Raw genomic sequence first — 26,750 nt, 5'->3', positions numbered from 1 at the left:
GAAGCCCTTGTAATTTATTTTACAAGGGCTTTTTTATAGCTACTTTATCTAAATTTTATCAAACTTAACAAAGCTTTGGCTTGTAGAAGTGGGCAATACTATGAAACCAATAAAAAACGTTGTTATTGCGGGTGGTGGGACCGCTGGTTGGATAGCCGCAGCGCTACTTAATAAAGTGTTAGGTAAAGTAATTAACATCACCCTTATAGAATCCAGCAGTATTGGTACTATTGGCGTTGGTGAAGCGACCATTCCGCCTATTATTCACCTCAACAATGCGTTAGGTATTAATGAACAAGACTTTATAAATGCTACTAATGCCTCTATAAAGCTTGGCATTGAGTTCGAAAACTGGAAAACACCATCACATAGTTACATGCATGCGTTTGGCTCGTTTGGTAAAGACTTTCCGTTTTGTGACTTTTATAACTTTTGGGTAAAAGGGCAAATTAGTGGTAGTGAGGATTCTTTATGGGATTTTTCACTTAATTACCAAGCAGCTAAAAAGCACAAGTTTGCACCACTAAGCGCTATTCCTAATACACAGCTACCTGGGATAAGTTACGCTTTTCATTTTGATGCGACCTTATATGCTGAGTACCTTAAAAAACTGGCATTATCACGCGGTGTAAAACACATCGATGCAAAAATAGAGCGTGTTACTCAGTGCCCAAATACAGGCCAAATTAACAGTCTAACGCTTGATAATAATAGCCAAATAGAGGGGGATTTATTTATAGATTGTACGGGGCAACGTGCACTTTTAATTGAGCAAACGCTTAATACAGGCTTTGTTGATTGGTCGCATTATTTACCATGCGATAGCGCCGTAGCAGTGCAATCAACAGGAGGTGACGAATTAAGGCCTTATACGCGTTCTATTGCACATAACGCAGGCTGGCAGTGGCAAATACCGTTGCAAAATAGAACAGGAAACGGGCTTGTTTACTGCAGTCGATATTTATCTGACGAGGGCGCGACTGCACTTTTACTTAATAACTTACCGGGTGAACCTACAACAGATCCTCGCTTAATAAAATTTAAAACTGGGCGACGCTTAAAGCAATGGCATAAAAATGTGGTAGGAGTGGGGCTTTCAAGTGGGTTTTTAGAGCCGCTTGAGTCTACCAGTATTCATTTAATTCAAAGTGCGGTTATACGTTTAATTAAGTTATTTCCTCATAATGGCATTAGTGATGCGCTTGTTACTGAATTTAATAAGCAAAGTGTTACTGAAATAGAACATATTCGCGACTTCATTATTTTGCATTACAAATTAACCGAACGAGAAGACTCGCCATTTTGGCGCCAATGTAAGCAAATGGATATACCTCAATCGTTAGCTCATAAAATAGATTTATTTAGGCAAACAGGCAAGGTAGTGCGCGAAAACGACGAGCTATTTGCAGAAGTGGCTTGGCAGCAGGTGTGTATTGGACAAGGTCTTATTCCCGAGGATTATAACAACATCGTTGACTCACTCAGTAGTGAACAACTAAACGATTTATTCTCAACACTAAAAACGCTTATTACCTCAACGGTAGATCAATTACCCACTCATAAAGATTTTTTAGCAAATATTAAAAAGGCCTGATGATGCAACTTTTAAAAAAGCTTTTACTTGTAAGTGCCTGTACTTTACCAACCATTAGCTACGCACTTGACGTTGAGCCAGCTAATTGGTGGGTTGGCATGAACAAAAACACGATTACCATCATGGTTCATGAGCAAAACATTGCAAACGAGCACATTAAATTAGCTAAATACAGCGGCGTTAAGTTAAATAAAGTAACCCGTACCGATAATCCAAATTATGTTTTTTTAAATATTACCATTACCGACGCCGCTAAAGCCGGAACGCTTAAGTTTAATAGCAGCGAAACGAGCAATAACTTTGAGTTTCCACTTCTTGAGCGAGATAAAAACAGCGCTCAGCGTAAAGGGTTTACATCAGCTGATACGCTTTATTTAATTAACCCCGATCGATTTGCTAATGGTGATAAAGAAAACGATACCGTCCCAAGCATGTTAGAAGCAGCAAGCCCGAGTATAAAAGGTGGACGCCACGGTGGTGATATTCAAGGCGTTATAAACGCGCTTCCCTATTTAAACGACTTAGGCGTAACACAGCTTTGGCTGACGCCTGTGCTTGAAAACAATATGCCTAATTATTCTTATCATGGATATGCAATTACAGACTTTTATAAGGTTGACCCACGAATGGGCTCAAACCAGTTATACAAAGCGTTATCTGTAAAAGCAAAAGAGCAGGGTATAGGCCTTGTAATGGATATGGTTCTTAACCATTTTGGCTCTGAGCATACTTGGGTTAACGATAAGCCAACTAAAGATTGGATTAACTTTAATGGTGAGTTTAATAAAGGCAAGAATGCCACCAGCCATGCGCGCCAAACCATACAAGACCCACACGCCAGTGAATACGACAAGCACCAGTTTAACGATGGCTGGTTTGTAGAAACCATGCCTGATTTAAATCAGCGCCAACCACTGTTAAGTGAATACTTAATTCAAAATGCGATTTGGTGGATAGAATACGCCGATTTAAGCGGCATACGCGTTGATACCTACTCTTACTCAGATAAAGCATTTTTGAGTGATTGGACAAAAGCCATAATGCAAGAGTATCCAGACTTTAATATTGTTGGAGAAGAGTGGACGTCTAACCCTGCTATTGCTTCTTACTGGCAACGTGGCAAGCATAATCAAGATGGGTATACATCAAGCTTACCAAGCGTGATGGACTTTTCGTTGCAAGAGTCGGTAATTCAAGCGCTAAATGAAGATGAAAGTTGGAACACGGGTTGGGTTAAAGTATATGAATCGTTAGCTAATGACTTTTTATACCCTGATACAAATAACATTATGGTGTTTGCCGATAACCACGATATGAGCCGTGTTTACACTGAGCTTGGTCAAGATGTAGCCAAAACAAAAATGGCGATGACCTTGTTTTTAACCACACGTGGCATACCGCAAATGTATTACGGTACGGAAGTACTATTAGATAACACCCCAAGTAAAGACCATGGCGATATTAGAATTGATTTTCCTGGAGGATTTAAAGGGCAAACACGAAACGCCTTTACCAAAGAGGGCTTAACAAAACAGCAAAAAGAGATGCATAACACCATCAGTACGCTGCTTAACTTTAGAAAAAACAGCTCAGCACTAGATAAAGGTAAACTTGTACACTTTACGCCTCAACAAGGGGTTTATAGTTATGCACGTATTAGCGATGAGCAAACTGTGTTGGTATTTATGAATAAAAACACAGAGACACTACAAAAAAATATTGAGTATATGCAAGAGGTAATGCCTAGCAGCATAACAGCATTTAATTTATTTACTCAAAAAATACAAAAGCTTGGCAAAACTGTTCAATTACCAGCTATGAGCGCAACTGTATTAGTTATCAATAAGCCACAATAGTGACCTGAATACGTATGCAGCAACTGTATGGTTGCTGCAGTAATCTTTAGTATAAAGTTAATAACAATACTGACAAAAAAGACACACAATGAAAAAATCAGTTTATATACCCGCAGTGCTGTGTAGTGCACTTATTGCTACAGGGTGTTCAGAAAATAATAAACCTGAACAACAGCAAACACCTGCACATACGCAAAATGAGCTTACCAAGCCAGTTGTATATCAAGTATTTACCCGTTTGTTTGGTAATACCGAGACAGCTAATGTGCCATGGGGCACGAAAGAGCAAAACGGTGTAGGTAAATTTGCCGACTTTAACGACGCAGCCTTAAAAGGCATTAAAGAGCTAGGTACCACGCACGTTTGGTATACCGGTGTGTTACACCACGCGTTAGTGGGAGATTATACCGACTACGGCATTTCACAAGATGACCCTGATGTGGTAAAAGGTCGCGCAGGCTCACCGTACGCGATTAAAGATTACTACAATGTTAACCCCGATTTAGCTGTTAATGTAACAAACCGCATGGGAGAGTTTACCCAGCTTATTGAACGTACACATAGCCATGGCATGAAAGTCATTATTGATATAGTGCCTAACCATGTGGCACGTAATTATGAATCGCTAGGTAAACCTAAAGGTGTTAAAGACTTTGGTGAGCAAGATGACACCAGTAAAGTGTACGATAAAAATAATAATTTTTACTATGTACCAGGAAAGTCTTTTCAAGTACCTACAGATGTTAATTACCAAGTCCTAGGTGGCAATGCTCATCCACTTGCGGACGGCTTTTTTGATGAAAACCCAGCAAAATGGACCGGTAATGGTGCACGAGCGCCAAAACCTGACATAAACGATTGGTACGAAACCGTAAAAGTGAATTACGGTGTTAAACCAGACGGCAGTTACGACTTTCCAACACTACCAAAAAACATAGCAACGAAAGATTACCGTGTTCATTATGCGTTTTGGCAGGATAAAGAACTCCCTAATAGCTGGTATAAATTTAGAGATATTGCATTGTTTTGGCTCGACAAAGGGGTTGATGGCTTTAGGTATGATATGGCTGAGATGGTACCTGTCGAATTTTGGAGTTTTTTGAATTCATCAATAAAAATGCAAAAGCCAGATGCCTTTTTACTGGCTGAAGTTTACAACCCAAAAATGTATCGCGCCTATATTCATCAAGGAAAAATGGATTTTCTTTACGACAAAGTGGGCTTTTACGATACGTTAAAGGCCATTATGCAAAGCAAGCAGTCAGCAAACACTATTTTTGATGCGCATAAAACTGTTGCAGACATAGAGCAACACATGTTGCACTTTTTAGAAAATCACGACGAGCAACGTATCGCTAGCCCAGACTTTGCAGGAAATGCAGTTTGGGGTAAACCCGCCATGGTGGTTTCTAACTTAATTAGTCGAGCACCAAGCTTATTATACTTTGGCCAAGATGTTGGTGAGGATGGATCTGAAAATGCCGGCTTTGGATCGCCTACTCGCACCAGTATTTTCGATTACATAGGCGTTCCCGCTCATCAAGCATGGATGAATAACGGTAAGTTTGATGGCGCAAAACTCACTAACGAACAAGCTGCTTTGCGTGAGTACTATAAAGCAATTATGGCTTTAAATAGCTTACCTGCTGTTGTAGGTGGCGATATGCAAAAGCTTAACCTGACAGGTAGCGATCGTATTGTTGGCTTTAGCCGAACGCTAGGGCAGCAAACGATTTTGGTACTAAGTAACTTCAGTGAGCAAACACAGAGTATCTCCGTTGATTTATCTCAGGAGCAAGTAACAAAACTGGGAGGAGGCTCACTAATTGTTGATTTACTTGAGCAACACCAAGTGGAACTTAAAACACACTCACAAGGCACCACATTTAACCTGACACTTGATGCATTTAGCAGCGCAGTATTAACAAATAAGGCTAATAATGAATAATCAAAATAATAATACAGATAAGCCAAATTTAAGTTTTTGGCAAATATGGAACATGTGCTTTGGCTTTTTAGGCATACAGTTTGGTTTTGCTCTGCAAAACAGCAATGTAAGCCGAATATTTCAAACATTAGGCGCACAAGTTGATGATATTCCAATTTTATGGGTTGCAGCTCCGCTTACAGGCCTAATAGTACAACCTATTATTGGTTACTGGAGCGATAAAACGTGGGGGCGCTTTGGCCGTCGTCGTCCGTTCTTTTTTGTAGGGGCAGTGTTAACAACACTTTCGTTGTTTATTATGCCGCACTCGCCAACACTTTGGATTGCTGCGGGTATGTTATGGATCATGGATGCCTCAATCAACGTGACAATGGAACCGTTTAGAGCGCTTGTTGGCGATAACCTGCCAGAGAAACAACGCGCGACAGGTTACGGTTTACAAAGCTTTTTTATTGGTATTGGAGCCGTGTTAGCCTCGGCGCTACCATGGATGATGACCAACTGGTTTGATGTAAGTAATACTGCAGCGGCTGGGCAAATTCCTGAATCTGTTAAATACTCATTTTACTGGGGTGGGGTGGTTTTATTAGTTGCTGTCTTATGGACTGTGGCACGCACCAAGGAATATAGCCCAGAACAACTTGCTGAATTTGAACAACAAACAGCAAAATCTACGACTGCAATTATTGCTGATATTAACTTTAATAAAGGTGCTATTATTTTTGTGGTACTGGGTTTAGCAACTCTTGCATTAGTCATGGGCTTATCCCTTGAAAAAGAATTATACCTACTTGCTGGTGGTTTATTAGCCTTTGGTATTGTGCAGTGGATTGCAGCGGCACTTAAAAGTGCGAATAAAACCCAAGGTGGTTTTTATCAAGTAGTACAAGATGTATTTACTATGCCAGAGGCCATGAAGCAGCTTGCTTGGGTGCAGTTTTTTAGCTGGTTTACTTTATTTGCTATGTGGATTTATACCACTTCCGCGGTAACAAGCTTTCACTATGGCAGTAGCGATGCAACCTCTAAAGCATTTAACGATGGTGCAGACTGGGTGGGTATTTTATTTGCAGCCTACAATGGCTTTGCCGCAATTGCAGCTATGTGTATTCCGTTTTTAGTAAAAAAAATGGGTTTAAAAGGCGCACATTGTTTTAATTTATTGCTAGGCGCGTTAGGCCTTGCAAGCTTTATGTTTATACAAGACCCTAAAATGTTACTTATACCTATGATAGGCGTAGGGTTTGCGTGGGCGTCTATTTTATCGCTGCCTTATGCCATGTTAAGTAACGCCTTACCAAGTAATAAAATGGGCGTTTATATGGGCATTTTTAACTTCTTTATTGTAATACCGCAATTACTTGCAGCTAGCATTTTAGGGCTTATTTTACGCCATGTATTTTCTAACCAGCCTATTTACGCCCTATTAATTGGTGCAGCCTCATTTGTGGTTGCCGCTGTAGCCGTAATGCGCGTTAAAAATTCTAATTAAGGACACACAATGAAAAAATACAACCTTATAACCGCCTCACTTTTAGCCTTAGGTTTAACAGCTTGTGGCGCACAAAACACAAGCACAACTAATGAAAGTACTTCATCACAAGTTACATCGGCACCTGGCGCCCCAGGGGTAGAGCCATTTTGGGCGTATGCAGGCAAAACAGGTATCGGCACATCGTTTGAAGAATATAAAAAAGGCCAGTACAGCGATACAGCCGCAACAGGCAATGTGTCTAAAGTATGGTTTTCTATTGCTAAAGGAATGATCACCGAAACCATGTTTGGGCTTATTCACCAAGCGCAAATAAAAGACATGCAATTTATAGTAACAGGTAATGATTTTACCGTTACCGAAGCGGATGACTTAGACGTAAGCATTGATTACTTATACAAAGATGAGCAAGGCAGACCGCTTTCGCTTGCTTATAAGGTAACAAGTACCGATAAGAAAGGCCGCTTTAGCTTAGAAAAGCACATATTTACCGATCCAGATACACAAACATTATTTGTACGAAGTGTGTTTAATACTGAGCTTGAAGGGTTAAAAGCGTATGTTAACGTTAACCCGTACATTAACAATAACGGGTTAGGTGACTTTGCTAACACAACAGAACAAGGACTCGTCGCATGGGAAGGCGATAACTATTTAACATTACAATCAAGTTCACCTTTTAAAGCTAAAACAGTAGGATTTACAGGTGAAAGTGATGGTATTAATGCACTTAAAACAACGCAAGCAATTAATAATCAGTATACAAATACCGGTGAAGTTTCAGGTAATGTAAACATGCTTGCAGAACTCGGTGATATTAGTAACAACACCACATTTGATTTAGCGTTAAGCTTTGGCAAAACGCAGCAGCAAAGTATTCAGCAAGGCGAACAAAGTTTGGCTAAGGGCTACCAAGCCGTACTCGATCATTACAACGGTAAAGGCGATGCGCTAGGTTGGCAAGATTATCTACAAAGCCTTAAACCACTAAATACAATGACTGAACAAACTGCCGATAACGGCAAGCTTTTATACACCAGTGCTATGGTTTTAAAAGCGCAAGAAGATAAAACACACGCGGGTGCGCTTATTGCGTCACTGTCAAACCCATGGGGCGAAACCGTATCTGCTAAAGAGGGCTCTACGGGTTATAAAGCGGTATGGGTACGCGATTTTTATCAAGTAGCTATGGCCTTTATGGCGCTAGGCGATACCGCTACAGCTAAAACAGCGTTCGAATACCTTGAAAAAGTACAAGTTAACAGCAGTACACCGGGTAACAATGGTGATACTGGCTGGTTTTTACAAAAAACACATGTTGATGGTGAACTTGAATGGGTGGGTGTACAGCTTGACCAAACAGCCATGCCTATTATGCTTGCTTGGAAACTTCACCAAGCGGATGTGTTAAGCGATAAAGAGCTAAAAACTTGGTACGGCAAAATGTTAAAACCTGCAGCTGACTTTTTAGTTGATGGAGGCCTTGCTAAAATTTTATGGAACGACACGCAGATCACTCCACCGGCAACACAGCAGGAGCGCTGGGAAGAGCAAGAAGGATATTCTCCTTCTACTACTGCCGCAATTGTTGCAGGCCTAATAACAGCAAGTGACATAGCAACAATTAGCGGTGATGATAAAAACGCTAAGCGTTATTTAGAAACGGCTAAAAAGTATAACAGCGAAATAGAATCGCAAATGTTTACTACAGAGGGTAATTTAAAAGGCGAAAGTACCGATGGTGAATATTTTATTCGCATTGGTCAGGACACTGACGCCAATTCAAACACTAAAATTAATGCCAATAATGGCCGTGAAGGGTTTAATAAAAAGCAAATTTTAGATGGCGGTTTTTTAGAGCTAGTTCGCTATGGCGTTCGCGGTGCTAACGACGAAAGTATTGTTAAAACACTGCCTGAGTACGATGACGAAACGCTTGAAGATAACCTACAAGTTAAATATAGCTTTAGTCTTGAAGATGGGACCGGCACATTTGCAGGCTACCGCCGTTACGGTAACGACGGTTACGGCGAAGATGAAGTAACAGGCACAAATTACGCAGAAGGTGGCGCTAACACACCAGGCCAACGTGGTCGTGTATGGCCATTTTTCACCGGTGAACGTGGCCATTACGAAATAGCGGCAGCCAACGCTACCAAAACATTGAATGATGCTAAGCAGGCTGATATTAGAAATAGTTACGTGAAAGGTTTAGAACAATTTGCGAATGAAGGCATGATGCTGCCTGAGCAAGTATGGGATGGTGTAGGTGTCAACAAAGCGGGTTATGAACTAGGCGAAGGTACTAATTCAGCAACCCCACTGGCATGGACTCATGCTGAATACGTTAAGCTAGTGCGCTCACTAAGTGATAAACAAGTATGGGATCATTACCCAGTTGTTGAAGAATCGCTAAAGAAATAATACATCATACCAATTCGCATAATTAAGTGATTTATTTGAGGGCTAGAAAAACGCGTTGATAGCTTGGTTAAAAAATTAGCTACTTAGTTGTTCTAAATGAGACATTTTTAACGCCGTTAGCGACAAGTTTAGCCCCAAAAAATGATTAAGTATTATTGAGGAACGGTATAAAATACTGTAACTGGAAAAAGGGCTTCTAAATAAATTTAGAAGCCCTTTTTCCATATCCTCACTTAATACACAAAAAGTGCTCTACAAATAAAATGAATGCCACTTTTTTATTTATATTATTTGAGACCACATTTATTATCAAACCATGATAACAACTCTGTATAAAACTCTTTTTTATGATCGTAGAAAAGCGTATCGGAAAAGTGATCGGCATCTTCTAGCTCAACATATTTAAAGTCTTTTTTATACTTCTCAAGCTCTGATACGAAGTCTCTACTGTGTTTTACTGGAACACGACTGTCTATATCACCATGTATAACCAATATAGGAACATTTACCTTTTCTACTTGTTCTACAGGGGATACACCTGAAATAGTAGGGCGTTGTAAAATACTTAAAAAGCGATTTTCGTTAAGGGTTGCATTTATACGACTTAAATCACTTACCCCAGCACCGGCAACAACACATTTGTATATGTTGTTTTCACGCATAGATGCAGCAAATGCAGCGTAACCACCATAGCTCCAGCCAAATAAAGCAAGTTTATCTTTTGTCGCTAAGCCTTTTTTGATCAAGTACTGCGCAGCATCGTCTAAATCATCTTGTTTTTTCAAGCCCCAGTTATTATCACCAGCCATCCAATGCTCTAAACCGTAACCAGTAGAGCCACGATAGTTTGGCTGAATAACTACATAGCCATGATAAGCAAGTAGCTGTGCCCAATCATCAAACACAATGGAATCTCGCACCCAAGGGCCACCATGAGGAAGCACTACCGCAGGGTAAGGGCCTTTAGTAGCCGGGATGGTTACATATGCTTTTATTTTACGACCATCTCTAGCTTTATAAGAGATATACTTAACGGTTCCTAGCTTACTCTTATCAATAAACGGGAGTCGATCACCAATTTTAGTTAGTTTTTGCTTATTAGTAACAATGTAATAGCTGCCAGGATTGTCGTCAGCAGATACTCTAACCACTAATACGTTATCGTTTTCAGAGCTACTAACAATTTGTACAAATTTACCCTTAAATAGGGAGGAAACAGATTCGTTAAGTGCTTGAAGGTTAGGATCTGTGAAATAAAACTTAGGTTGCTTGGTTGTATAGCGAAAGCCTTGTAAAGTGCCGTCGGTATCAAGTACGACACCATCGGTATCTACAGATTTAAGACCAAATTGTCGGTCAGTGTACTGACCTGTTTTAATATTGTATATATAAATACCAGTCGTATTTTCGCCCAAGTTAGCGTTTACATAAACTTCGTTAGGGTTACCTTTCGCAAATCCTAATATCTCAAAGCTTTCACGCTTTTTAGGACTAACTTGCTTAATTACTTTCCAGTCATCACTGCCTTTATCGCGTGCATAATAATCAATTGCGTTATCAGATTTATTCCAACCTTGGGCTATTCTTATTTCACCATCGTAATCAGATAAAAACGAGCCTGATACTTTTTCATTACCACGCATTACAGTAACACTTCGTCCAGTATTAATATTAAATCGGACTACATCTGGAATGTAGTTATTATTAATATCAACCTCTACGAGTACTTCATCTTTTTTGTCTGGAAGTATATTGATTATATTAAATTGAACATTTCGCTTTTTCTTAAACGGTAATAACCAGTCACCTTTACCATCTGCATCTGTTATTGCAAATTTGTTTACCCAGTATTTGCGACTACCATCTTCAAGTATTTGCCTAAACATAACGCCAATTTTTTCATCGTTTAACCATACGATGGAAGATATCAACATCTTATCAGCACCTAATCTTACAGGTTCTGCTTCTAGATTATTAGGATCTCGTATCTCAATAATATAATCACCATCTTTGGTAGTCGCTCTTAAAATAGCAAGCTTATTACCATCTGGTGATGCTACAACGCTCCGAATAGCAGCCGACATTGAGAAAGCATCGATACTGCTCACTTGCGTCGTATCTTCAGTTTCGCTATTGGCGAAAGAAGATAGGCTTAGTAAGCTCAATCCTACTAACATTCTTTTTTTTAGTTTCATTTTTATTCCTTCAAAAAAAATGGCCTAAAATTTTAGGCCATTTGTATTGAAATTTACTTAGCCATTCTAAATTAGAATGATGCTGTAAAGCTGATGTAAGGGCTTCGACCAGAGGTATCGTAACCAACACCCAGTGGGATGTTAGTATTTGAGAAAGACCCACTCGGATCTACTTTTGGTGGCGCTTCATTAAATACGTTACGGACACCTAAGTTAACTTTGTATGCATCGTTAGACCATGTCAGACCAACGTTGTGCACAAAGTAGTCATCAGTGAAACCAACAGGGCGACACTTAAGTGCTTCACCATTAGCGTCAGTTAAACCACGACATCCTGCAGTACCTTCTTCAAACTCACCTAAATCATCTTCATCTTCACGACCTTTACCGATGAAACGAGTTTCCCAGTTAAATCTGAAATCAGAGTATTTCAGTTGTAAGCGAGCTGTACCACGCCATTCTGGTGAATCTGGTTCACCCATATTATCGTCAATTGTACCAAGCACATCGTATACTTGTTCAGTCATACGTGTTGCTTGAAGGTCTAGAGTAATACCTAAATTTTGCTCGGCTATAACAGTATCAGTTTCGAAATAAACGTTGTAGTCAAAACCTTTAGATGAGATTAAGCCAATATTGATAAAGCTAGCATCAACCAAGCTAATTTGACCATTAGCATTACGGTTTATTCTGTCACAGAATGCTTCATTACCGTCTGCAGAGTAACATTGTGCAATGCTGTATCCTGCACTTGGCTCTGCAATACTGTTGGTAACCTCAATATCAAAGCGCGTCAATGATAGAGTTAAATCAAACGCTTCACTGAATGGTTGTTCAAAGATAAAGCCGTATGTTTTTGCTACAGAGGTTTCAGGTTGAAGCTCTGTAGTACCACCAGTTTCTATTTCAGCACTATATCCTGCAGTGTAAACCGTTGTTCCGTCTTGACCTAAGCCAAGTGAAGTAGGATCAACCCCAGATGCTTGACAAGCGTTCAATACCGCAGCATCACGAGTTTCTTCAGCTGCATTATATGTCGCTGCAGCGCCTGGATTTAATGGATCAATATCACGTGCATCTTCAGGTACAACACATGGATCTGCAACTGTATTAAAACCAGAGGTACCATTTAAGAAACGTTCACGTAAATTTGGTGCTCTGTATGAAGTACCTTTCGTAGCACGAAGTGTGAACCAATCTACAGGTCGATAAATGGTTTTGATACTGTACGTAGATTCAGCATCGTAAAAAGACTCTTCAGAAACACGACCAGAGGCCGTAAACGTTAATTCTTCTGCACCTTTAAGACCTTTAAGCAAAGGGAATTCAACTTCAGTAAATACCTCTTTTAGATTTCGTGCACCATCTGCTCCTTGGTCAGAGAAGTAACCCCAAAGCAAGCCTTGAGCTGCTGCAGCATTCGGGTTTGATTCAATTTCGTCACGTCGATATTCAACACCAACAATACCAGCTACAGTTTCATCGTTCCATGGTAATGCAAAGAAATCACCACCCATGAACGCATTGAATACGAATTGGTTTACCTTAGTCTCTATATCACGGTCAATGAACAAGTACGCCGCTTCTTCAGGTGAAAGCGTTCCGCCACCTTCTTGATATATACTATCAGCAAATAAATTTACAGGAACACAGCCATCAGAACCTGTACCACAAGTAACAGTGCCGTCATCATTGAGTACAGATGTTTCTAGAGAGTAAAGTAATCGTTCTTCATCAATACCCACACGGTGATCATCACCTTTAGATGCGCTGTAAGATACGGATGCATCATAGTACCAGTTGTTTAAACCGACATTCTCAAACATCCCTAAGTTACCCGTTACACCTGAGACTAAGCGATATTGAGAAACTTCAACATCAGTACGGTCACGATCTCCACGAATATTTATAATAGGGCGAACTGTTTCAGGGCCTCCAGGACCTACACCTAAAACGCCAAAACAATCAATGCCATTTGTTCCACAAGGGTTGTATGGGTTTGTTTCTGGTACATACTCAAAAATTTGTGCGCCTGGGCTAAAAATTGGTGATTTACGACTTGCGTATAAACCTTCGTAATAAAATGTAGTATCGTTATCATCTTGAAAGTTATATTCACCGTTTAGCATTAACGAGATGCGTTCATTTTTACTTCTGTAATCACCGCTTTTGTAATAATCAGATTGTTGGAATGCATATAGTGGGTTTTGGAAGTCAACATCACGGAAACCATCACCATCACCATCAACAAATACACCATCATTAATGCCATCGCCATCAAAATCACCCGCTACCCAAGATGGAAAAAATCCTTCAAGGCTTGCAGGAACAGTTGATTCACTAAAATTAGGTATCCCTGTATTCGTAAAATTAGGTGTGTAGTAAACACTTCCAAAAAACGAAGGAACACTAATACGATTCGTTAAAGGAAATATGTCACAAGAGTCTTCACCACTTGCAACTGGACCATAGCCACTATTGCGCGTAACAATGCTTCCATCTTCTGCTTCCCAAATACGCTCTTCACAGCCTTTAACAAAAGGGTTACCAGATAGAGATTGAGATTTTTGCTCAGAGTACTCTACACCGACTGTTATAAAACCATTGTCCATGGTTTTACCCCACATACCAGATAGTACAGTTTCTTCTCCGCCTTCACCTTTAGGCTGACGGTACGATGCGTCGAAAATGAATCCTTCAACATCTTTTTTCAATATTACGTTAGCTACACCGGCTACCGCATCAGAACCATAAACAGTTGATGCACCGTCAAACAAGTTTTCAACTCGTTCTACCATAACACCTGGTATTAAGTTAAGATCTGGAGAAGTTGGTGCACCACCAACGCCAGCAGGAGCCATTCTTCGGCCATTAATTAGTACAAGAGTACGCTCTGCACCTAAACCACGAAACCCGATTGTTGCAGCGCCCGGACCGTTATCTAATACAAAACCACCAAATGTATTATCTATTTGTGTACCTGCAGCTTGGCTTGTGGATTGCAGCATAGAGCCTGCGTCAAACAACCCCATTTCGCGTGATAAATCGCCATTGATAATTTGAATTGGGGACGCATTAGAAAATTCTGCTTTTCGTATACGAGAGCCGGTAACAACAATTCTCTCAGGACCTTCTTCTTCTAATTCTACGTCTGCGTTTAACTCTTCCTGCGCCAATACATTGGGGGCAAGTGCTACAGAGCCTAACAATAAAGAGTACCTTACTGCATTTGATAGAGCTTTGGTTTTGAACATATTAAAATCCCTGTGATATTTTTTTTATAATGTTTAACAACTTATACATAAAAAGATAGATAAGTCACAATAAATTTACATCATGATGCGTGTTATGTAAATCGGTCCAATTCAAAAAACATTGCATTTCAACAGGTATAATGATTAAGAATGATAATTGGTGTACGTGAAAGTGCCGGGGTAAATATAAGCTATTGTTTTTGAAGGGTAAATTATTATGTTGATTTGGGTTGCGATTTGTAAACAAATGTAAATCATGGAGGTGTTACATTTGTTTAAATTACATGACTTTTCTTAATATTTAACTCGATCCGCGAGCAATTAACACAGGGGGTAAAAGGGTGCTTTGCACATCTTCTTCTCTGATTAGTTTGAGTAAATTTTCAACGAGCATTTGCCCTGCAAGAGTTGTATTCTGCTCTATGGTTGTCAGTGGTGGGTTTACAAAACTGGCTATAGCTATGTTATCAAACCCGACTACAGCGACATCTTTAGGGACATTAATGTTTGCTTCTTTGAGTGCTCTGATAGCACCAATTGCAATTAAATCGCTTGCTGCAAACAACGCATTAAATTTAATATTATTGGCAATGAGCGAGCGAGTTGCATGATAGCCCGATTCTTCAGTTGAAATAGCGTTAGCCATTTTACGTTCATTTATTGCGATGTTGTTAGCTTCTAGCTCGTCCTTAAACCCTTGAAAGCGAGCAAAAAATTCCGGACTGTGGTCAGAAGCATCGCCAATAAATGTACAATCTTGTCTGTTGTGAGCTATAAAATGAGCCGCAGCTTGTTTACCACCACCGTAATTGTCACAGCACACGGTTAAATCAGGTCTGTTATCTACCGTTGCCCCCCAACATACAAATTTAGTGTTTTGCTCAAGCAGTGTTTTAAATTTAGGTTGAAAATCAATGTAATCGCCATAACCAAGCAAAATAATGCCATCGGCTCTGTGGCTATCTTCGTAATCGGCTTGCCAATCTGCACTGGCTGATTGAAACGATACTAATAAATCGTAGCCTTCTTTTGCACACGCGCGTGTAATACTGCCGAGCATAGATAAAAAGAACGGGTTAATTTGTGATTCGTCTGAGGTAGGGTCTTCAAATAATAAAAGTGCGAGTGTGCTGCTTTGTTGCGTGCGCAAGTTGCTTGCGTTTTTGTCGACCTTGTAATTAAGTTTTTTTGCAATGTCATGAACACGTTTACGTGTTTCTTCGTTAACAAGCGGGCTATTTCGTAAAGCGCGAGATACAGTTGATTGAGATACCCCTGCATAGTGGGCAATATCAAATGATGTAGCTTTACCTTTCATTATCACAACTTAGTTAATGTAATACACAATAGTGCCATTTTCGTTTATTAATTAAATATTTCAAGCTTTTTGTGTTTAATGTAAATTATTTATTGATTTGACTGTGACACCGGTGTCATAATATTTATGTTTTATCATTTTGTTGTCAAAACGAATTGGCTGCTTGTAATTGCTACAGGCAGCATTTTTTCTCTGATAGCCGCTTTAGGGTGATAGCCTAAAGCAATTACACCAATGGTTTACTATTGTAGAACAAAAAGCACTGATTGCTTAAACAAAAGAGATAACACCATGAGCCTAAACTCTTCTACCCAATTTGATCCTATTTTAGTTGCCGATGTTGGTGGCACTAATGCTCGTTTTGCTTTAATTACATCGTTTGATGACACAACAAATCAATTTGCAATTGAGCATAATAATACGTTTCCTAGTGCTAATTTTGGCTCACTTCAAAAAGCGCTCGAGCATTACTTATCAACCGTACCACATATTGTACCAAAACGCGCATGTTTGGCGGTTGCTGGCCCTATAAAAGCAGGGCAGGTGCATTTAACAAATTTAGGATGGCACTTTAGTGTTAACGATTTTAAGGCTTATTTTGAGTTAAATGAGCTTGATGTTATTAATGATTTTGCTGCTTTTGCTTACGCTGCACCTTACTTAAGCCCATCTCAAAATGTTGTTATAAAAGCAGGTCAAGCTGATGACAATGCAAATATTGGTGTAATGGGGCCCGGAACTGGCTTTGGTGCGGCTTGTTTAGTCAGAACATCTCACTCTACTTCTGTTTTAAGTTCGGAAGGTGGGCACATATCGCTTGCAGCGGTAACAGAGCTTGATGCCTTGTTAATTCAAGAACTAAAAAAAGAGCATCAACACGTGTCTGTCGAAACCGTTTTTTCAGGCCCTGGTATTACCCATCTATATAAAGCAATGGCTGCAGTTAAAGGGCAATCGCCTAAAAATCTTGATGCTGCACAAATTAGCAGCTTAGCAAATAGTGGCGAATGTGATGTGTGCGATGCAACCCTGAATCAATTTTGTGATTGGATTGGCAGCGTAGCAGGCGATTTATCACTAGCTTATGGCGCATTGGGTGGCCTATTTATAGGTGGTGGAATATTACCGCGTATGCAAGCTCGATTACTTGAAAGCCGTTTTGTTGAACGCTTTTCGCAAAAAGGGATTATGTCGCAATACACAGGGCAAATACCTGTTACATTAGTGACACAAGACAACATACCTTTAATTGGCGCAGCGGCGTGTTTGCACAACGCCAATTAGTTTTTTGTTGATTGCATGTGGAAAATAGAGTGATGAAGAAAGTAACAATCAACAGCGTAGCAAGTCATGCTGGCGTATCTAAAAAGACAGTATCGCGGGTTCTAAATAACGAGCCCAACGTGAGTGCAGCCACTCGCGAAAAAGTACTCGCTGTGTTTAAAGAGTTGGATTACACGCCAAACCCTATAGCGCGTGGGTTAGCACAAAATCGAAGTTTTATTATTGGTTGTTTATACGACAACCCAAGTAAAAGCTACATAACCCGTGTTCAAACAGGGGCTTTAGCCGCTTGCCAAGAAAACAATTACAACTTGCTAATTCACCCATGTGAATGCAGAGGTGAGGCTTTAATTAGCAACGTTGAGCAGTTACTTCAAACATCCCGTTTAGATGGTATTGTACTTACGCCACCTTTTGGTGATTTTCCTGAGCTGGTTGAGTTTTTAACAGCTAAAAAAATCCCGTTTGCGAGAGTAGCGTCCGCAATTTTACAAGATGAATCTATTTCTGTTCGTAGTAACGATGAGCAGGGCGCATTTGAAATTACAGAACATTTAATCAGCCTTGGTCACAAGTCAATTGCATTTATTAAAGGTCACCCCGATCACAGTGCAACACAGCAGCGCTTTAAAGGCTACAGGCGTGCATTAGCCGATCATAATATTGAGTTTGACGAGCGATTAGTTGAAGAGGGTAACTTTAGTTACCACTCGGGTGTAGACAGCGCCCGCAGTATTTTAGACTTGTCGCCACGGCCTACGGCTGTATTTGCATCGAACGATTACATGGCAGCTGCAGTACTTAAACTTGCAACACAAAGGCAATTGCGTGTACCTGACGACATATCTATAGCTGGTTTTGATAATGCACCTATTGCACGCCACATATGGCCAGGGTTAACAACCATAGCCCAACCAGTAGAAGAGATGACAAAGCTTGCTGTTACTCAATTAATTAATCACATTACAGAGCCTCAAGAACAGCCTTTTCAAATTACGCTTGAATCGCGTTTAATAACGCGTGAATCAACAGCTCGCGTAAACCAATAAAATACTTTTTCACAGTAGCCTGAATAAGAGTGACGCTTATTCAGGCTTTTTTTTGCCCGTAGCTTGATAAAAGTCTGTATGTACACAAGAATTTAAGTGTTCATTAATTGGTCATGATAAAAAGTTAAATTAATTTTAGCGGTCAGGGTTGACACCGGTGTCATAGCTGTGAGTTAATACAGTGACACCGGTGTCAGGTTTGTTGTGAGAGGCTCCCTGATATCGTACCTTTGAACGGGTCAATCAAAGATGCTCAGTACAGTTATTTACGTGGAGTCTGTAATTGCTACTGAGCCTTTATCCTCTAACTAATAGAGATGAGTTAATTATGTTACATCCTCGAATTCAAGAAGTTACCCAACGCGTTATTGAACGCAGTAAACAAACCCGTCAAGATTATTTAGATCGTATTTCGCATGCAAAAAAACAAACAAGAGTTCGTGCGGGATTAGGTTGTGGCAACATTGCCCACGTAATGGCAGCTTGTAGTAGCGACGACAAAGCGCGCTTAAAAGCAGATGAAGTGCCAAACTTAGCTATTATCAATTCATACAACGACATGCTATCTGCGCATGTACCTTACAAAGATTACCCAGACGTAATCAAAAGCATTGCAACCAAGTTTGACGCAACCGCTCAGGTAGCGGGTGGCGTTCCTGCAATGTGTGATGGTGTTACGCAAGGGCGTGATGGCATGGAATTATCGCTTTTTTCTCGTGATGTGATTGCAATGTCTACCGCTGTTTCACTTTCACATGATGTGTTTGATGGCGTTTTTTGTTTAGGCGTATGTGACAAAATTGTCCCAGGTTTATTAATTGGCGCATTATCATTTGGCCATTTACCTGTGTTCTTTTTACCTGCGGGTCCAATGCAGTCGGGTATCCCAAATAAAGAAAAAGCACGTATTCGCCAAAAGTTTGCACAAGGCCTAGTTAGCCGCGAAGATTTATTAGAAGCTGAAAGTGCATCTTACCACAGCGCGGGTACTTGTACGTTTTACGGTACTGCAAACTCTAACCAAATGTTAATGGAAATAATGGGCTTACACCTTCCTGGTAGCTCGTTTATTAACCCGTATACAGAGCTTCGTGATGGATTAACGGGTAATGCTGTAGAAACCATGCTTAAGCAGCTTACAGATGATAAAGAAAGCCCATGTTTAGCAGAGGTAATTAGCGAAAAAACCATTATTAATGGTTTAGTAGGCTTGTTATCTACAGGTGGTTCTACTAACCATGCCATTCATATCGTTGCAATTGCTAAGGCTGCTGGTATCCAAGTTACGTGGAAAGACATGTCTGATTTATCAGAAGTTGTTCCACTACTTACGCGTATTTACCCTAACGGTTCAGCAGATGTAAATCATTTTCAAGCAGCCGGCGGCATGGGCTTCTTAATGCGCGAACTAGCAAGCGCAGGCTACTTACATACAGACGTTAAGACAATGCTTGGCGATGGTCTTGCGCCATATATGACAGAGCCGCGTTTAGATAAAGACGAAAGCCTGATCATGAGCGATTCAAATGGTCCAAGCAAAGTGAAATGGGTTGATTGTCCTGCTAATTCACTTGATGAAGAAGTGCTTCGTCCTGTAAGTAATCCATTTAGCAAACAAGGTGGCTTACAACTGCTTACTGGTAATTTAGGTAAAGCGGTTATTAAAGTGTCTGCTGTAGCTGAGGAGCATCAAGTTGTTACTGCACCTGCTAAAGTTTTCAACTCGCAAGGAGCATTACAAGACGCGTATACCCGCGGCGAGTTAAATCAAGACTTTATAGCTGTGCTTAAAGAGCAGGGCCCTAAAGCGAAAGGTATGCCAGAGCTTCATAAATTAACGCCAGTAATGGCAACCCTTCAAGACCAAGGTTTTAAAGTTGCTATTGTAACTGACGGTCGTATGTCGGGTGCATCAGGTAAAGTACCAGCTGCAATTCACCTAGCACCAGAAGCCGTTGAAGGTGGCATAATTGCAAAAATTCAAGAAGGCGACTTAGTTACTTTAGATGCCCCTAACGGAATTTTAAAAGTACATGTTAGCGACGACGAGCTTGCAAAACGTGAGCTTGAAATTAGCCAGCCAAGCTTAACATTTGGTACGGGACGTGAGTTATTTACTGGATTTAGAAATATCGTAAGCAGTGCCGATTTAGGCGCGAGTGCTTTTGGACTTGAATAATAATTAGCCGTACTGGGTAATGAGGAACAAGTAATGAGTATTGAAAAAATCTTAGCATCGGCACCCGTTGTGCCAGTGGTTGTAATCGAAAAATTAGAAGATGCTGCACCACTTGCTAGAGCGTTATACAACGGTGGCTTAAAAGCACTTGAAATTACACTGCGTACGCCAATTGCAGCAGAAGCTGTAAAGTTGATGAAAGCTGAAGTGCCAGAAGCTTTTGTTGGTACGGGAACTGTAGTTGATAAAGCAAGCTTTGAAGCCTCAGTGGCTGCAGGTGCAGATTTCATGGTTAGCCCAGGTGTTAGTACTGAGTTATTAGCACTTGCAAAAGAGTCAGACATTCCATTTTTACCTGGTGCTGCAACTGCGAGCGAAGTAATGCAGTTAGCAAGCCATGGTTTTAAGTATTTAAAATTCTTCCCTGCTGAAGCTGCAGGCGGAACGGCAATGCTTAAGTCTATAGGCGGACCATTACCACATATTACTTTTTGCCCAACAGGTGGCATTAGCCTAGCAACTGCACCTAACTATTTAGCACTTAACAATGTTATTTGTGTTGGTGGTACATGGATGCTAGACAAACAACTAATTGAAAATAAAGACTGGCAAGCCATTGAAGCGCTTGCTCGCCAAGCAAGTGAACTTAAATAGGAGTCTCAAATGATTAATGTAGCAATTAACGGTTATGGTCGTATCGGTCGCAATGTATTACGTGCGCTTTATGAGTCAGCACAAAACAGTGAAATTAAAATTGTAGCAATTAACGATTTAGCACCGGCTAATGTAAATGCACATTTAACACAGTTTGACTCAGTTCATGGTCAATTTTCTAAAAAAGTAACACTTGCAGATAACACCATGCTGATTGGTGATGACGTAATTACACTTACTCAAGAGCGTGACCCTGCAAACCTACCGTGGAAAGAGCTAAACGTAGATATCGTTTTAGAATGTACGGGCTTTTTCACTAAGCGTGAAGACGCGGCTAAGCACATTACAGCTGGCGCTAAAAAAGTAATTGTATCTGCTCCTGGTAAAGATTTAGATGCAACAGTAGTTCACGGCGTTAACAGCGATGTAATTAATGCTGATAGCAACATTATCTCTAACGCATCTTGTACGACTAACTGTTTAGCACCTATTGCAAAAGCAATTAACGACACAGTAGGTATTGAGCAAGGTAGCATGACTACAATTCATGCTTACACAAACGATCAAAACTTATCTGACGTTTACCACCCAGATCTATACCGTGCGCGTAGTGCAACACAATCTATGATCCCAACTAAAACAGGTGCTGCTGCAGCTGTTGGCTTAGTACTTCCAGAGCTTGCGGGTAAATTAGACGGTATGTCGGTACGTGTACCTACTATTAATGTTTCTTTAGTTGATTTTACGTTTATTACTAAGCGCGAAACAACTGCTGAAGAAATTAACGAAGTAATGAAAGCCGCAGCAACAGGTTCAATGAAAGAAATTTTAGAGTACAACGAGCTTCCGCTTGTTTCTATTGATTTTAATCACAACCCAGCGTCATCAATTTTTGATGCAACGCAAACTAAAGCTGATGGCAAACTAGTTAAAGTAATGGCTTGGTACGATAACGAGTGGGGTTTCTCAAACCGCATGTTAGACCAAGTTAAAGCATTAGGTCAGTACTTATAATTGACCCTGTAAAAGTTTAGCTTTATCCAACCAAGCCTGCATTATGCAGGCTTTTTTTTGCTTAATTTATACCAATTCGTTTAATAAGGTGCTTAATGCTTTAAAGCTAGGGCGTGATGCAATAACGCTGTTAGTAGAACGCGTTGCTATATCGGACATTTTACCAAACAATTCGTCTTGCTTAACTGCTGCGCTAACAGTACTTAGTAAATCCTCTATTAAACAACCAAAAGCGCGGACTTCTATTAATTGTATTTGCTTTTGCTGATATTCGCTAAGCATAGCTAAATTTGTTGCTGCTCCGAAATCGCCAAATAAAACGTCATAGTGTTCATTTATCATGGTGTTATGGGCGTAAATATCGCCGTGGCTTACCTTATTCGTATGAAGGTGAGTAAGCGTATTTGCCATTTGTTTTGCTATTTTATAAACAGCTTCAATTGAGTAGTTGCAACCGTCATTAAACGTATCGCGTGTACATGTTTCTAAACTTGGTGGTAACCCTAAATTAGTATAATTGGTATCTATTAACTCCATTACCAAGCCAAGTTGTTCACTTTGCTCTATGTAGCTTAATACCTTTATTAAGTTTGCATGATTAGCAGCTTGTAGGCAGCAATTCACCTCATCAAGTGGGTAACCATCGCTGGTGATCGCGCCTTTAAAAAGTTTCACTGCAACATTATTATGTTCTGTTTTTGCAAGATGAATAACACCCGATGCGCCTTGGCCTATTACTTTTTTAAGCTGAAAATTTTTAAGTGGGGTATTTTTCAACGTACTTTTAGTTAAGCACTGCGCTTTATTAAAGTCGTTACCAGCAAAGGCAAGCCAAGCAAGTTTTGGTAATTCTAGTAGCCAGTCATCGAGTTTTATTAGGTTATTTGCAGAGAGCCTAACAAGCTCTAAATTAGTACAGTTAGCCATGCTTGCTGGTAAATGTGTTAGCTTATTACCCGCAAGCGCAAGCTTTTTAAGCTGGGTGTAATTACCAAGGTCGTCAGGTAATTCGTGTAAGTTATTATCGGTGAGAATAAGCCACTCAATATTTTTTGGCAGGCTGTTTGGTGCAAACTCCGATACTTGGTTTCCTTTAAACGCAACCATAATTAAAGCAGGGCATTTAGCCAATACTGAGGGTATATGTTTAAATTGATTAAACGACAAAAACACACGCTTAAGGCGATGCAAACACGAAAACTCGTCTGGTAAATCACTTAAATTATTATTAGAAAGATCAAGTACTTCAAGTGTATCGGCAAGCTTAAAAATGTCTGTGGGAAACTCAGATAGTTGCTCAACCAGCTGTAAGTGCTTTGCACCGGCTAACTTACCAGCCTTTAGCTCTGAAAGGGTATTCATTAATTTATAAAGCCCTGTAAATAAAAAAGCCAACATGGCTGTTGGCTTTAATTAATATGTAGATGAGGTTTAGAATTGCGCGTTATGATAAACGTTTTGTACGTCGTCACAATCTTCTAGCATTGCTAAAAAGCGCTCCATTACTTCAACATCTTCACCTTCAATTGGCGCTTCTACTTGTGGTACGAACGCAATTAAGTCTTCGTCAAATTCAGTAATGCCCATTTCTTCTAATGCAGTACGTGTGTTGTTGTATTCAGTATGAGGTGCGAATACGGTTACTTTACCGTTATCAACTTCTACATCGGTTACATCAACATCAGCCATCATAAGCGCTTCAAGAACAGCTTCATCATCGTCGCCATCAAAAACAAAAATAGCTAAATGGTCAAATAAATGTGACACCGAATTTTGTGCGCCAATTTTAGCATTTGCTTTTGTAAAACAAACGCGTACGTCTGCAAATGTACGTTTGTTGTTATCGGTTAAACAGTCAACAATAATCATACAGTTACCAGGGCCGTAACCTTCGTAACGTGTTGCTGCGTAGTCTTCACCGCCGCCGCCTTTTGCTTTTTCAATTGCGCGTTCAATTACGTGTGCTGGTACTTGGTCTTTTTTTGCACGTTCAATTAAACGGCGTAATGATAGATTACCATCTGTATCTACACCGCCATTTTTAGCACAAATATAAATTTCTTTACCGTACTTAGAGTAAACTTTAGTTTTAGCACCCGCAGTTTTAGCCATTGAATCTTTTTTGTTTTGGTAAGCTCTTCCCATCTGCGTTTCGCCTTAATTTTATAAATAACTGAAAAATAATAGACCGTATTCTAAAGGTAAATGGCATTAAGGGCTAGTACGGAATGGGGAACATTAATAGTTAAAAAGCTAAAATAACCATTTGAATAAAAGAATATGCTTAAAACTAAACAGCCCGCTGTTGCGGGCTGTTTAGTTTTTGTTTACATGTGTATTTGTGTAATTACCAAATACGAACGCGTTCTTCTTCTGGTAAATACAAGGCATCACCAGGTTTTACGTCAAATGCTTTGTACCAAGCATCGTGGTTACGTGGTGCTTGTGCTCTAAAGCGACCAGGTGCATGCGTGCCACCGCGTAGTTGGTTTAACATACTTTGCTCAGTACGTTTTTCTTTCCATACTTGTGCCCAAGCTAAAAAGAAACGTTGATCGCCGGTTACACCGTCAATGACAGGCGCTTCTTTACCATTTAGGCTTAGTTTGTATGCGTGGTAAGCCATGGCTAAACCACCCACATCACCAATATTTTCGCCTAAGCTATTACGCCCGTTTACAAAGTTACCTTCAATAGGTTCGTATTTACTGTACTGTGCGGCAAGTTGGTCTGCTTTTGCATCAAATGCAGCACGGTCTTCGTCTGTCCACCAGTTACGTTGAATACCGTTAGCATCAGATTTTGAACCCTGATCATCAAATCCATGACCCATTTCGTGGCCAATTACAGCACCAATGCCGCCGTAGTTAACCGCTGGATCGGCATTTGGATCAAAAAACGGAGGTTGCAATATAGCGGCTGGAAACACAATTTCGTTAAATGAGCTATTGTAGTATGCATTTACACGTTGTGGTGTCATGCCCCAACGGTTACGGTCAGTTTTTTGTAGTTCTTTTTCTACGCTTTCAGCGCGGAAAAATTCACGCATGTTTTTAACGTTACCTACTAAATCGTTTTGGCTAATAGTTAAACCATCGTAAGACTGCCATACATCTGGGTAACCAATTTTTGGAACAAATGCTGCTAACTTAGCACGTGCGTTTACCTTAGTTTCAGCGCCCATCCAATCAAGATTATCAATTCGCTCACCTAATGCTGAACGCAGGTTTTCAACCAGTTCAGACATTTGTTGTTTAGATGATTCAGGAAAGTATTGGTCAACGTAAATTTTACCAATAGCAAAGCCTAGCGAGCTTGTGCCCGACATTTCGTTAATTGCACGTTTCCAACGAGGGCGTGGTTCTTGCTGGCCGTTTAGTTCTTTGCCATAAAATGCAAAACGTGTATTAAAAATATCTTCAGAAAGTAAACCTGCATTACCGCTAATTGCATGGTAGGTTAAGTAGTCTTTCCAAACCGCTAAATCTTCATTGTTGATAAGCTCAATCATGGCTTTAACCGGTTCAGGCTGAGATACATTAAGTTGAGGTACTTTGTATCCTGTTTGCTCAAAATATACATCCCAGTTAAAACCAGGGTATGTAGAGGCTAAATCTTCACGTTTAATTTGATTTAACGACAGGTCGCGATTACGTCGTTTTTCGCGCGGCCAATGGCCTTGTGCTATTTTAGTTTCAAGCTCTAGTATGGCTTTTGCGCGTTCTGTTGTGTTATCAACATTGGCAAAATTTAGCATGTCGGCAATGTGGGCTACATACGCTTCACGGGTTTTAACAAAACGCTCAGCATCTTCTAGATAGTAAGAACGGTCTGGTAAACCTAAACCACCAGCGCCTAACGACATTTCGTATTTATTTGGGTCTAAACGGTTAAACCACATACCACCACCAATAGGAGTACGAAGGCCCGATAACCACGATTGCCCAAAAACATAAGCTAAGTCGTCGGTTGATTCCATATTACTAATTTGATTTAACAGCGGTTGAATAGGTTTAACACCAAGTTCATTAAGTGTGTCGGTATCCATGTACGAGTTATAAAAATCAGCAACCAATTGCTCTTCAGCGTTAAGCTCTTTACGTGCTGCAATGTCTTCAATAATTTTTTTAACACGGTCTTCACTGCGTTCTGCTAAAGCCGAAAACGCACCATAACGCGTTTTGTCTGCTGGCATATTGTAGTTGTCGTACCACGTGCCACTGGCGTACATGAAAAAGTCATCACCAGGTTTAACGGCTTCGTTCCGCGCTGATAAATCAACACCAAAGCTACCTAATTCAGCTTTATTGCTAACAACTGTATTTTCTGTGCTTGCAGTTTGAACTTCACTGCTTGTAGTTTGTGGCTCTGAACAGCCTGTTATAAAAGTGGCAGCTAAAGCCGCTGCAATTAAACTCTTTTTCATCGTTTATCCCCCTGGATAATGAATTTGTTAATTTTTGTTATAAAAATATCATTTTGATTGTTA

General features: G+C 40.2%; 16 protein-coding genes. 10 read left to right on the top strand and 6 right to left on the bottom strand.

What is annotated here, in order from left to right; translation table 11 throughout:
• Positions 1–100: 100 nt before the first annotated feature.
• The 5 genes from AC27JL_RS10140 (at position 101) to AC27JL_RS10120 (ending at position 9,314) form a co-directional block, all read left to right on the top strand.
• Positions 101–1,594: a tryptophan halogenase family protein gene (locus tag AC27JL_RS10140; protein ID WP_487195551.1), complete on the top strand. Its 1,494-nt coding sequence runs from the start codon at positions 101–103 to the stop codon at positions 1,592–1,594.
• Positions 1,594–3,450, top strand: coding sequence for a glycoside hydrolase family 13 protein (locus AC27JL_RS10135; protein ID WP_487195550.1), 1,857 nt, complete (start codon positions 1,594–1,596; stop codon positions 3,448–3,450). Before AC27JL_RS10140 ends, AC27JL_RS10135 begins: the two co-directional genes overlap by 1 nt.
• A gap of 88 nt (positions 3,451–3,538) precedes the next feature.
• Positions 3,539–5,398: an alpha-amylase family glycosyl hydrolase gene (locus AC27JL_RS10130; RefSeq protein ID WP_487195549.1), complete on the top strand. Its 1,860-nt coding sequence runs from the start codon at positions 3,539–3,541 to the stop codon at positions 5,396–5,398.
• On the top strand, positions 5,391–6,890 hold the full coding sequence (locus AC27JL_RS10125; protein WP_487195548.1) for an MFS transporter: 1,500 nt from the start codon (positions 5,391–5,393) through the stop codon (positions 6,888–6,890). The genes AC27JL_RS10130 and AC27JL_RS10125 overlap by 8 nt, the downstream gene beginning before the upstream one ends.
• Positions 6,891–6,899: 9 nt before the next feature.
• Positions 6,900–9,314 carry a glycoside hydrolase family 15 protein gene (locus AC27JL_RS10120; protein WP_487195547.1) on the top strand — a complete coding sequence of 805 codons (2,415 nt, stop codon included), beginning with the start codon at positions 6,900–6,902 and terminating at the stop codon, positions 9,312–9,314.
• Between the two features lie 287 nt (positions 9,315–9,601).
• Here AC27JL_RS10120 and AC27JL_RS10115 read toward each other — a convergent pair whose 3' ends face one another.
• From AC27JL_RS10115 to AC27JL_RS10105, 3 genes are all read right to left on the bottom strand, one after another.
• Positions 9,602–11,509: an alpha/beta hydrolase family protein gene (locus tag AC27JL_RS10115; RefSeq protein ID WP_039036875.1), complete on the bottom strand. Its 1,908-nt coding sequence runs from the start codon at positions 11,507–11,509 to the stop codon at positions 9,602–9,604.
• Between the two features lie 71 nt (positions 11,510–11,580).
• On the bottom strand, positions 11,581–14,763 hold the full coding sequence (locus tag AC27JL_RS10110) for a TonB-dependent receptor (protein ID WP_006794586.1): 3,183 nt from the start codon (positions 14,761–14,763) through the stop codon (positions 11,581–11,583).
• A 301-nt stretch (positions 14,764–15,064) separates the two neighbouring features.
• A complete protein-coding gene (locus AC27JL_RS10105) occupies positions 15,065–16,081 on the bottom strand; it encodes a LacI family DNA-binding transcriptional regulator (protein WP_487195546.1) in 1,017 nt (338 codons plus the stop codon).
• A gap of 291 nt (positions 16,082–16,372) precedes the next feature.
• On the opposite strand from AC27JL_RS10105, the gene glk reads away from it, so the two are divergent.
• The 5 genes from glk to gap all read left to right on the top strand — a co-directional run bounded on the left by glk (position 16,373) and on the right by gap (position 22,261).
• Positions 16,373–17,365: a glucokinase gene (glk, locus tag AC27JL_RS10100; RefSeq protein WP_487195545.1), complete on the top strand. Its 993-nt coding sequence runs from the start codon at positions 16,373–16,375 to the stop codon at positions 17,363–17,365.
• Between the two features lie 32 nt (positions 17,366–17,397).
• Positions 17,398–18,414, top strand: coding sequence for a LacI family DNA-binding transcriptional regulator (locus tag AC27JL_RS10095; RefSeq protein ID WP_010557463.1), 1,017 nt, complete (start codon positions 17,398–17,400; stop codon positions 18,412–18,414).
• A gap of 328 nt (positions 18,415–18,742) precedes the next feature.
• Complete coding sequence (gene edd, locus AC27JL_RS10090; RefSeq protein WP_039036878.1) at positions 18,743–20,593, top strand: phosphogluconate dehydratase; 1,851 nt, start codon at positions 18,743–18,745, stop codon at positions 20,591–20,593.
• A gap of 33 nt (positions 20,594–20,626) precedes the next feature.
• Positions 20,627–21,247 carry a bifunctional 4-hydroxy-2-oxoglutarate aldolase/2-dehydro-3-deoxy-phosphogluconate aldolase gene (eda, locus tag AC27JL_RS10085; RefSeq protein ID WP_008131571.1) on the top strand — a complete coding sequence of 207 codons (621 nt, stop codon included), beginning with the start codon at positions 20,627–20,629 and terminating at the stop codon, positions 21,245–21,247.
• A gap of 9 nt (positions 21,248–21,256) precedes the next feature.
• Complete coding sequence (gap, locus tag AC27JL_RS10080) at positions 21,257–22,261, top strand: type I glyceraldehyde-3-phosphate dehydrogenase (RefSeq protein WP_039036880.1); 1,005 nt, start codon at positions 21,257–21,259, stop codon at positions 22,259–22,261.
• 66 nt (positions 22,262–22,327) lie between these two features.
• On the opposite strand, the gene AC27JL_RS10075 is transcribed toward gap, so the two are convergent.
• The 3 genes from AC27JL_RS10075 to AC27JL_RS10065 form a co-directional block, all read right to left on the bottom strand.
• Positions 22,328–23,659, bottom strand: coding sequence for a leucine-rich repeat domain-containing protein (locus AC27JL_RS10075; RefSeq protein ID WP_487195544.1), 1,332 nt, complete (start codon positions 23,657–23,659; stop codon positions 22,328–22,330).
• Between the two features lie 33 nt (positions 23,660–23,692).
• Positions 23,693–24,406, bottom strand: coding sequence for a YebC/PmpR family DNA-binding transcriptional regulator (locus AC27JL_RS10070; RefSeq protein ID WP_487195543.1), 714 nt, complete (start codon positions 24,404–24,406; stop codon positions 23,693–23,695).
• A 202-nt stretch (positions 24,407–24,608) separates the two neighbouring features.
• Positions 24,609–26,687, bottom strand: coding sequence for a M13 family metallopeptidase (locus AC27JL_RS10065; protein WP_487195541.1), 2,079 nt, complete (start codon positions 26,685–26,687; stop codon positions 24,609–24,611).
• Positions 26,688–26,750 lie beyond the last annotated feature (63 nt).

It is taken from the genome of Pseudoalteromonas sp. 4NS20-0020 (genome assembly GCF_057554385.1).
The sequence above is the reverse complement of the archived record's forward strand: the minus strand, read 5'-3'. Positions and strand labels throughout refer to the sequence as shown.

Bases quoted from the DNA above. Each gene is read 5' to 3' on its own strand.
- AC27JL_RS10140 (WP_487195551.1), top strand. From the start codon at position 101: ATGAAACCAATAAAAAACGTTGTTATTGCGGGTGGTGGGACCGCTGGT.
- AC27JL_RS10135 (WP_487195550.1), top strand. From the start codon at position 1,594: ATGATGCAACTTTTAAAAAAGCTTTTACTTGTAAGTGCCTGTACTTTA.
- AC27JL_RS10130 (WP_487195549.1), top strand. From the start codon at position 3,539: ATGAAAAAATCAGTTTATATACCCGCAGTGCTGTGTAGTGCACTTATT.
- AC27JL_RS10125 (WP_487195548.1), top strand. From the start codon at position 5,391: ATGAATAATCAAAATAATAATACAGATAAGCCAAATTTAAGTTTTTGG.
- AC27JL_RS10120 (WP_487195547.1), top strand. From the start codon at position 6,900: ATGAAAAAATACAACCTTATAACCGCCTCACTTTTAGCCTTAGGTTTA.
- AC27JL_RS10115 (WP_039036875.1), bottom strand. From the start codon at position 11,509: ATGAAACTAAAAAAAAGAATGTTAGTAGGATTGAGCTTACTAAGCCTA.
- AC27JL_RS10110 (WP_006794586.1), bottom strand. From the start codon at position 14,763: ATGTTCAAAACCAAAGCTCTATCAAATGCAGTAAGGTACTCTTTATTG.
- AC27JL_RS10105 (WP_487195546.1), bottom strand. From the start codon at position 16,081: ATGAAAGGTAAAGCTACATCATTTGATATTGCCCACTATGCAGGGGTA.
- glk (WP_487195545.1), top strand. From the start codon at position 16,373: ATGAGCCTAAACTCTTCTACCCAATTTGATCCTATTTTAGTTGCCGAT.
- AC27JL_RS10095 (WP_010557463.1), top strand. From the start codon at position 17,398: ATGAAGAAAGTAACAATCAACAGCGTAGCAAGTCATGCTGGCGTATCT.
- edd (WP_039036878.1), top strand. From the start codon at position 18,743: ATGTTACATCCTCGAATTCAAGAAGTTACCCAACGCGTTATTGAACGC.
- eda (WP_008131571.1), top strand. From the start codon at position 20,627: ATGAGTATTGAAAAAATCTTAGCATCGGCACCCGTTGTGCCAGTGGTT.
- gap (WP_039036880.1), top strand. From the start codon at position 21,257: ATGATTAATGTAGCAATTAACGGTTATGGTCGTATCGGTCGCAATGTA.
- AC27JL_RS10075 (WP_487195544.1), bottom strand. From the start codon at position 23,659: ATGTTGGCTTTTTTATTTACAGGGCTTTATAAATTAATGAATACCCTT.
- AC27JL_RS10070 (WP_487195543.1), bottom strand. From the start codon at position 24,406: ATGGGAAGAGCTTACCAAAACAAAAAAGATTCAATGGCTAAAACTGCG.
- AC27JL_RS10065 (WP_487195541.1), bottom strand. From the start codon at position 26,687: ATGAAAAAGAGTTTAATTGCAGCGGCTTTAGCTGCCACTTTTATAACA.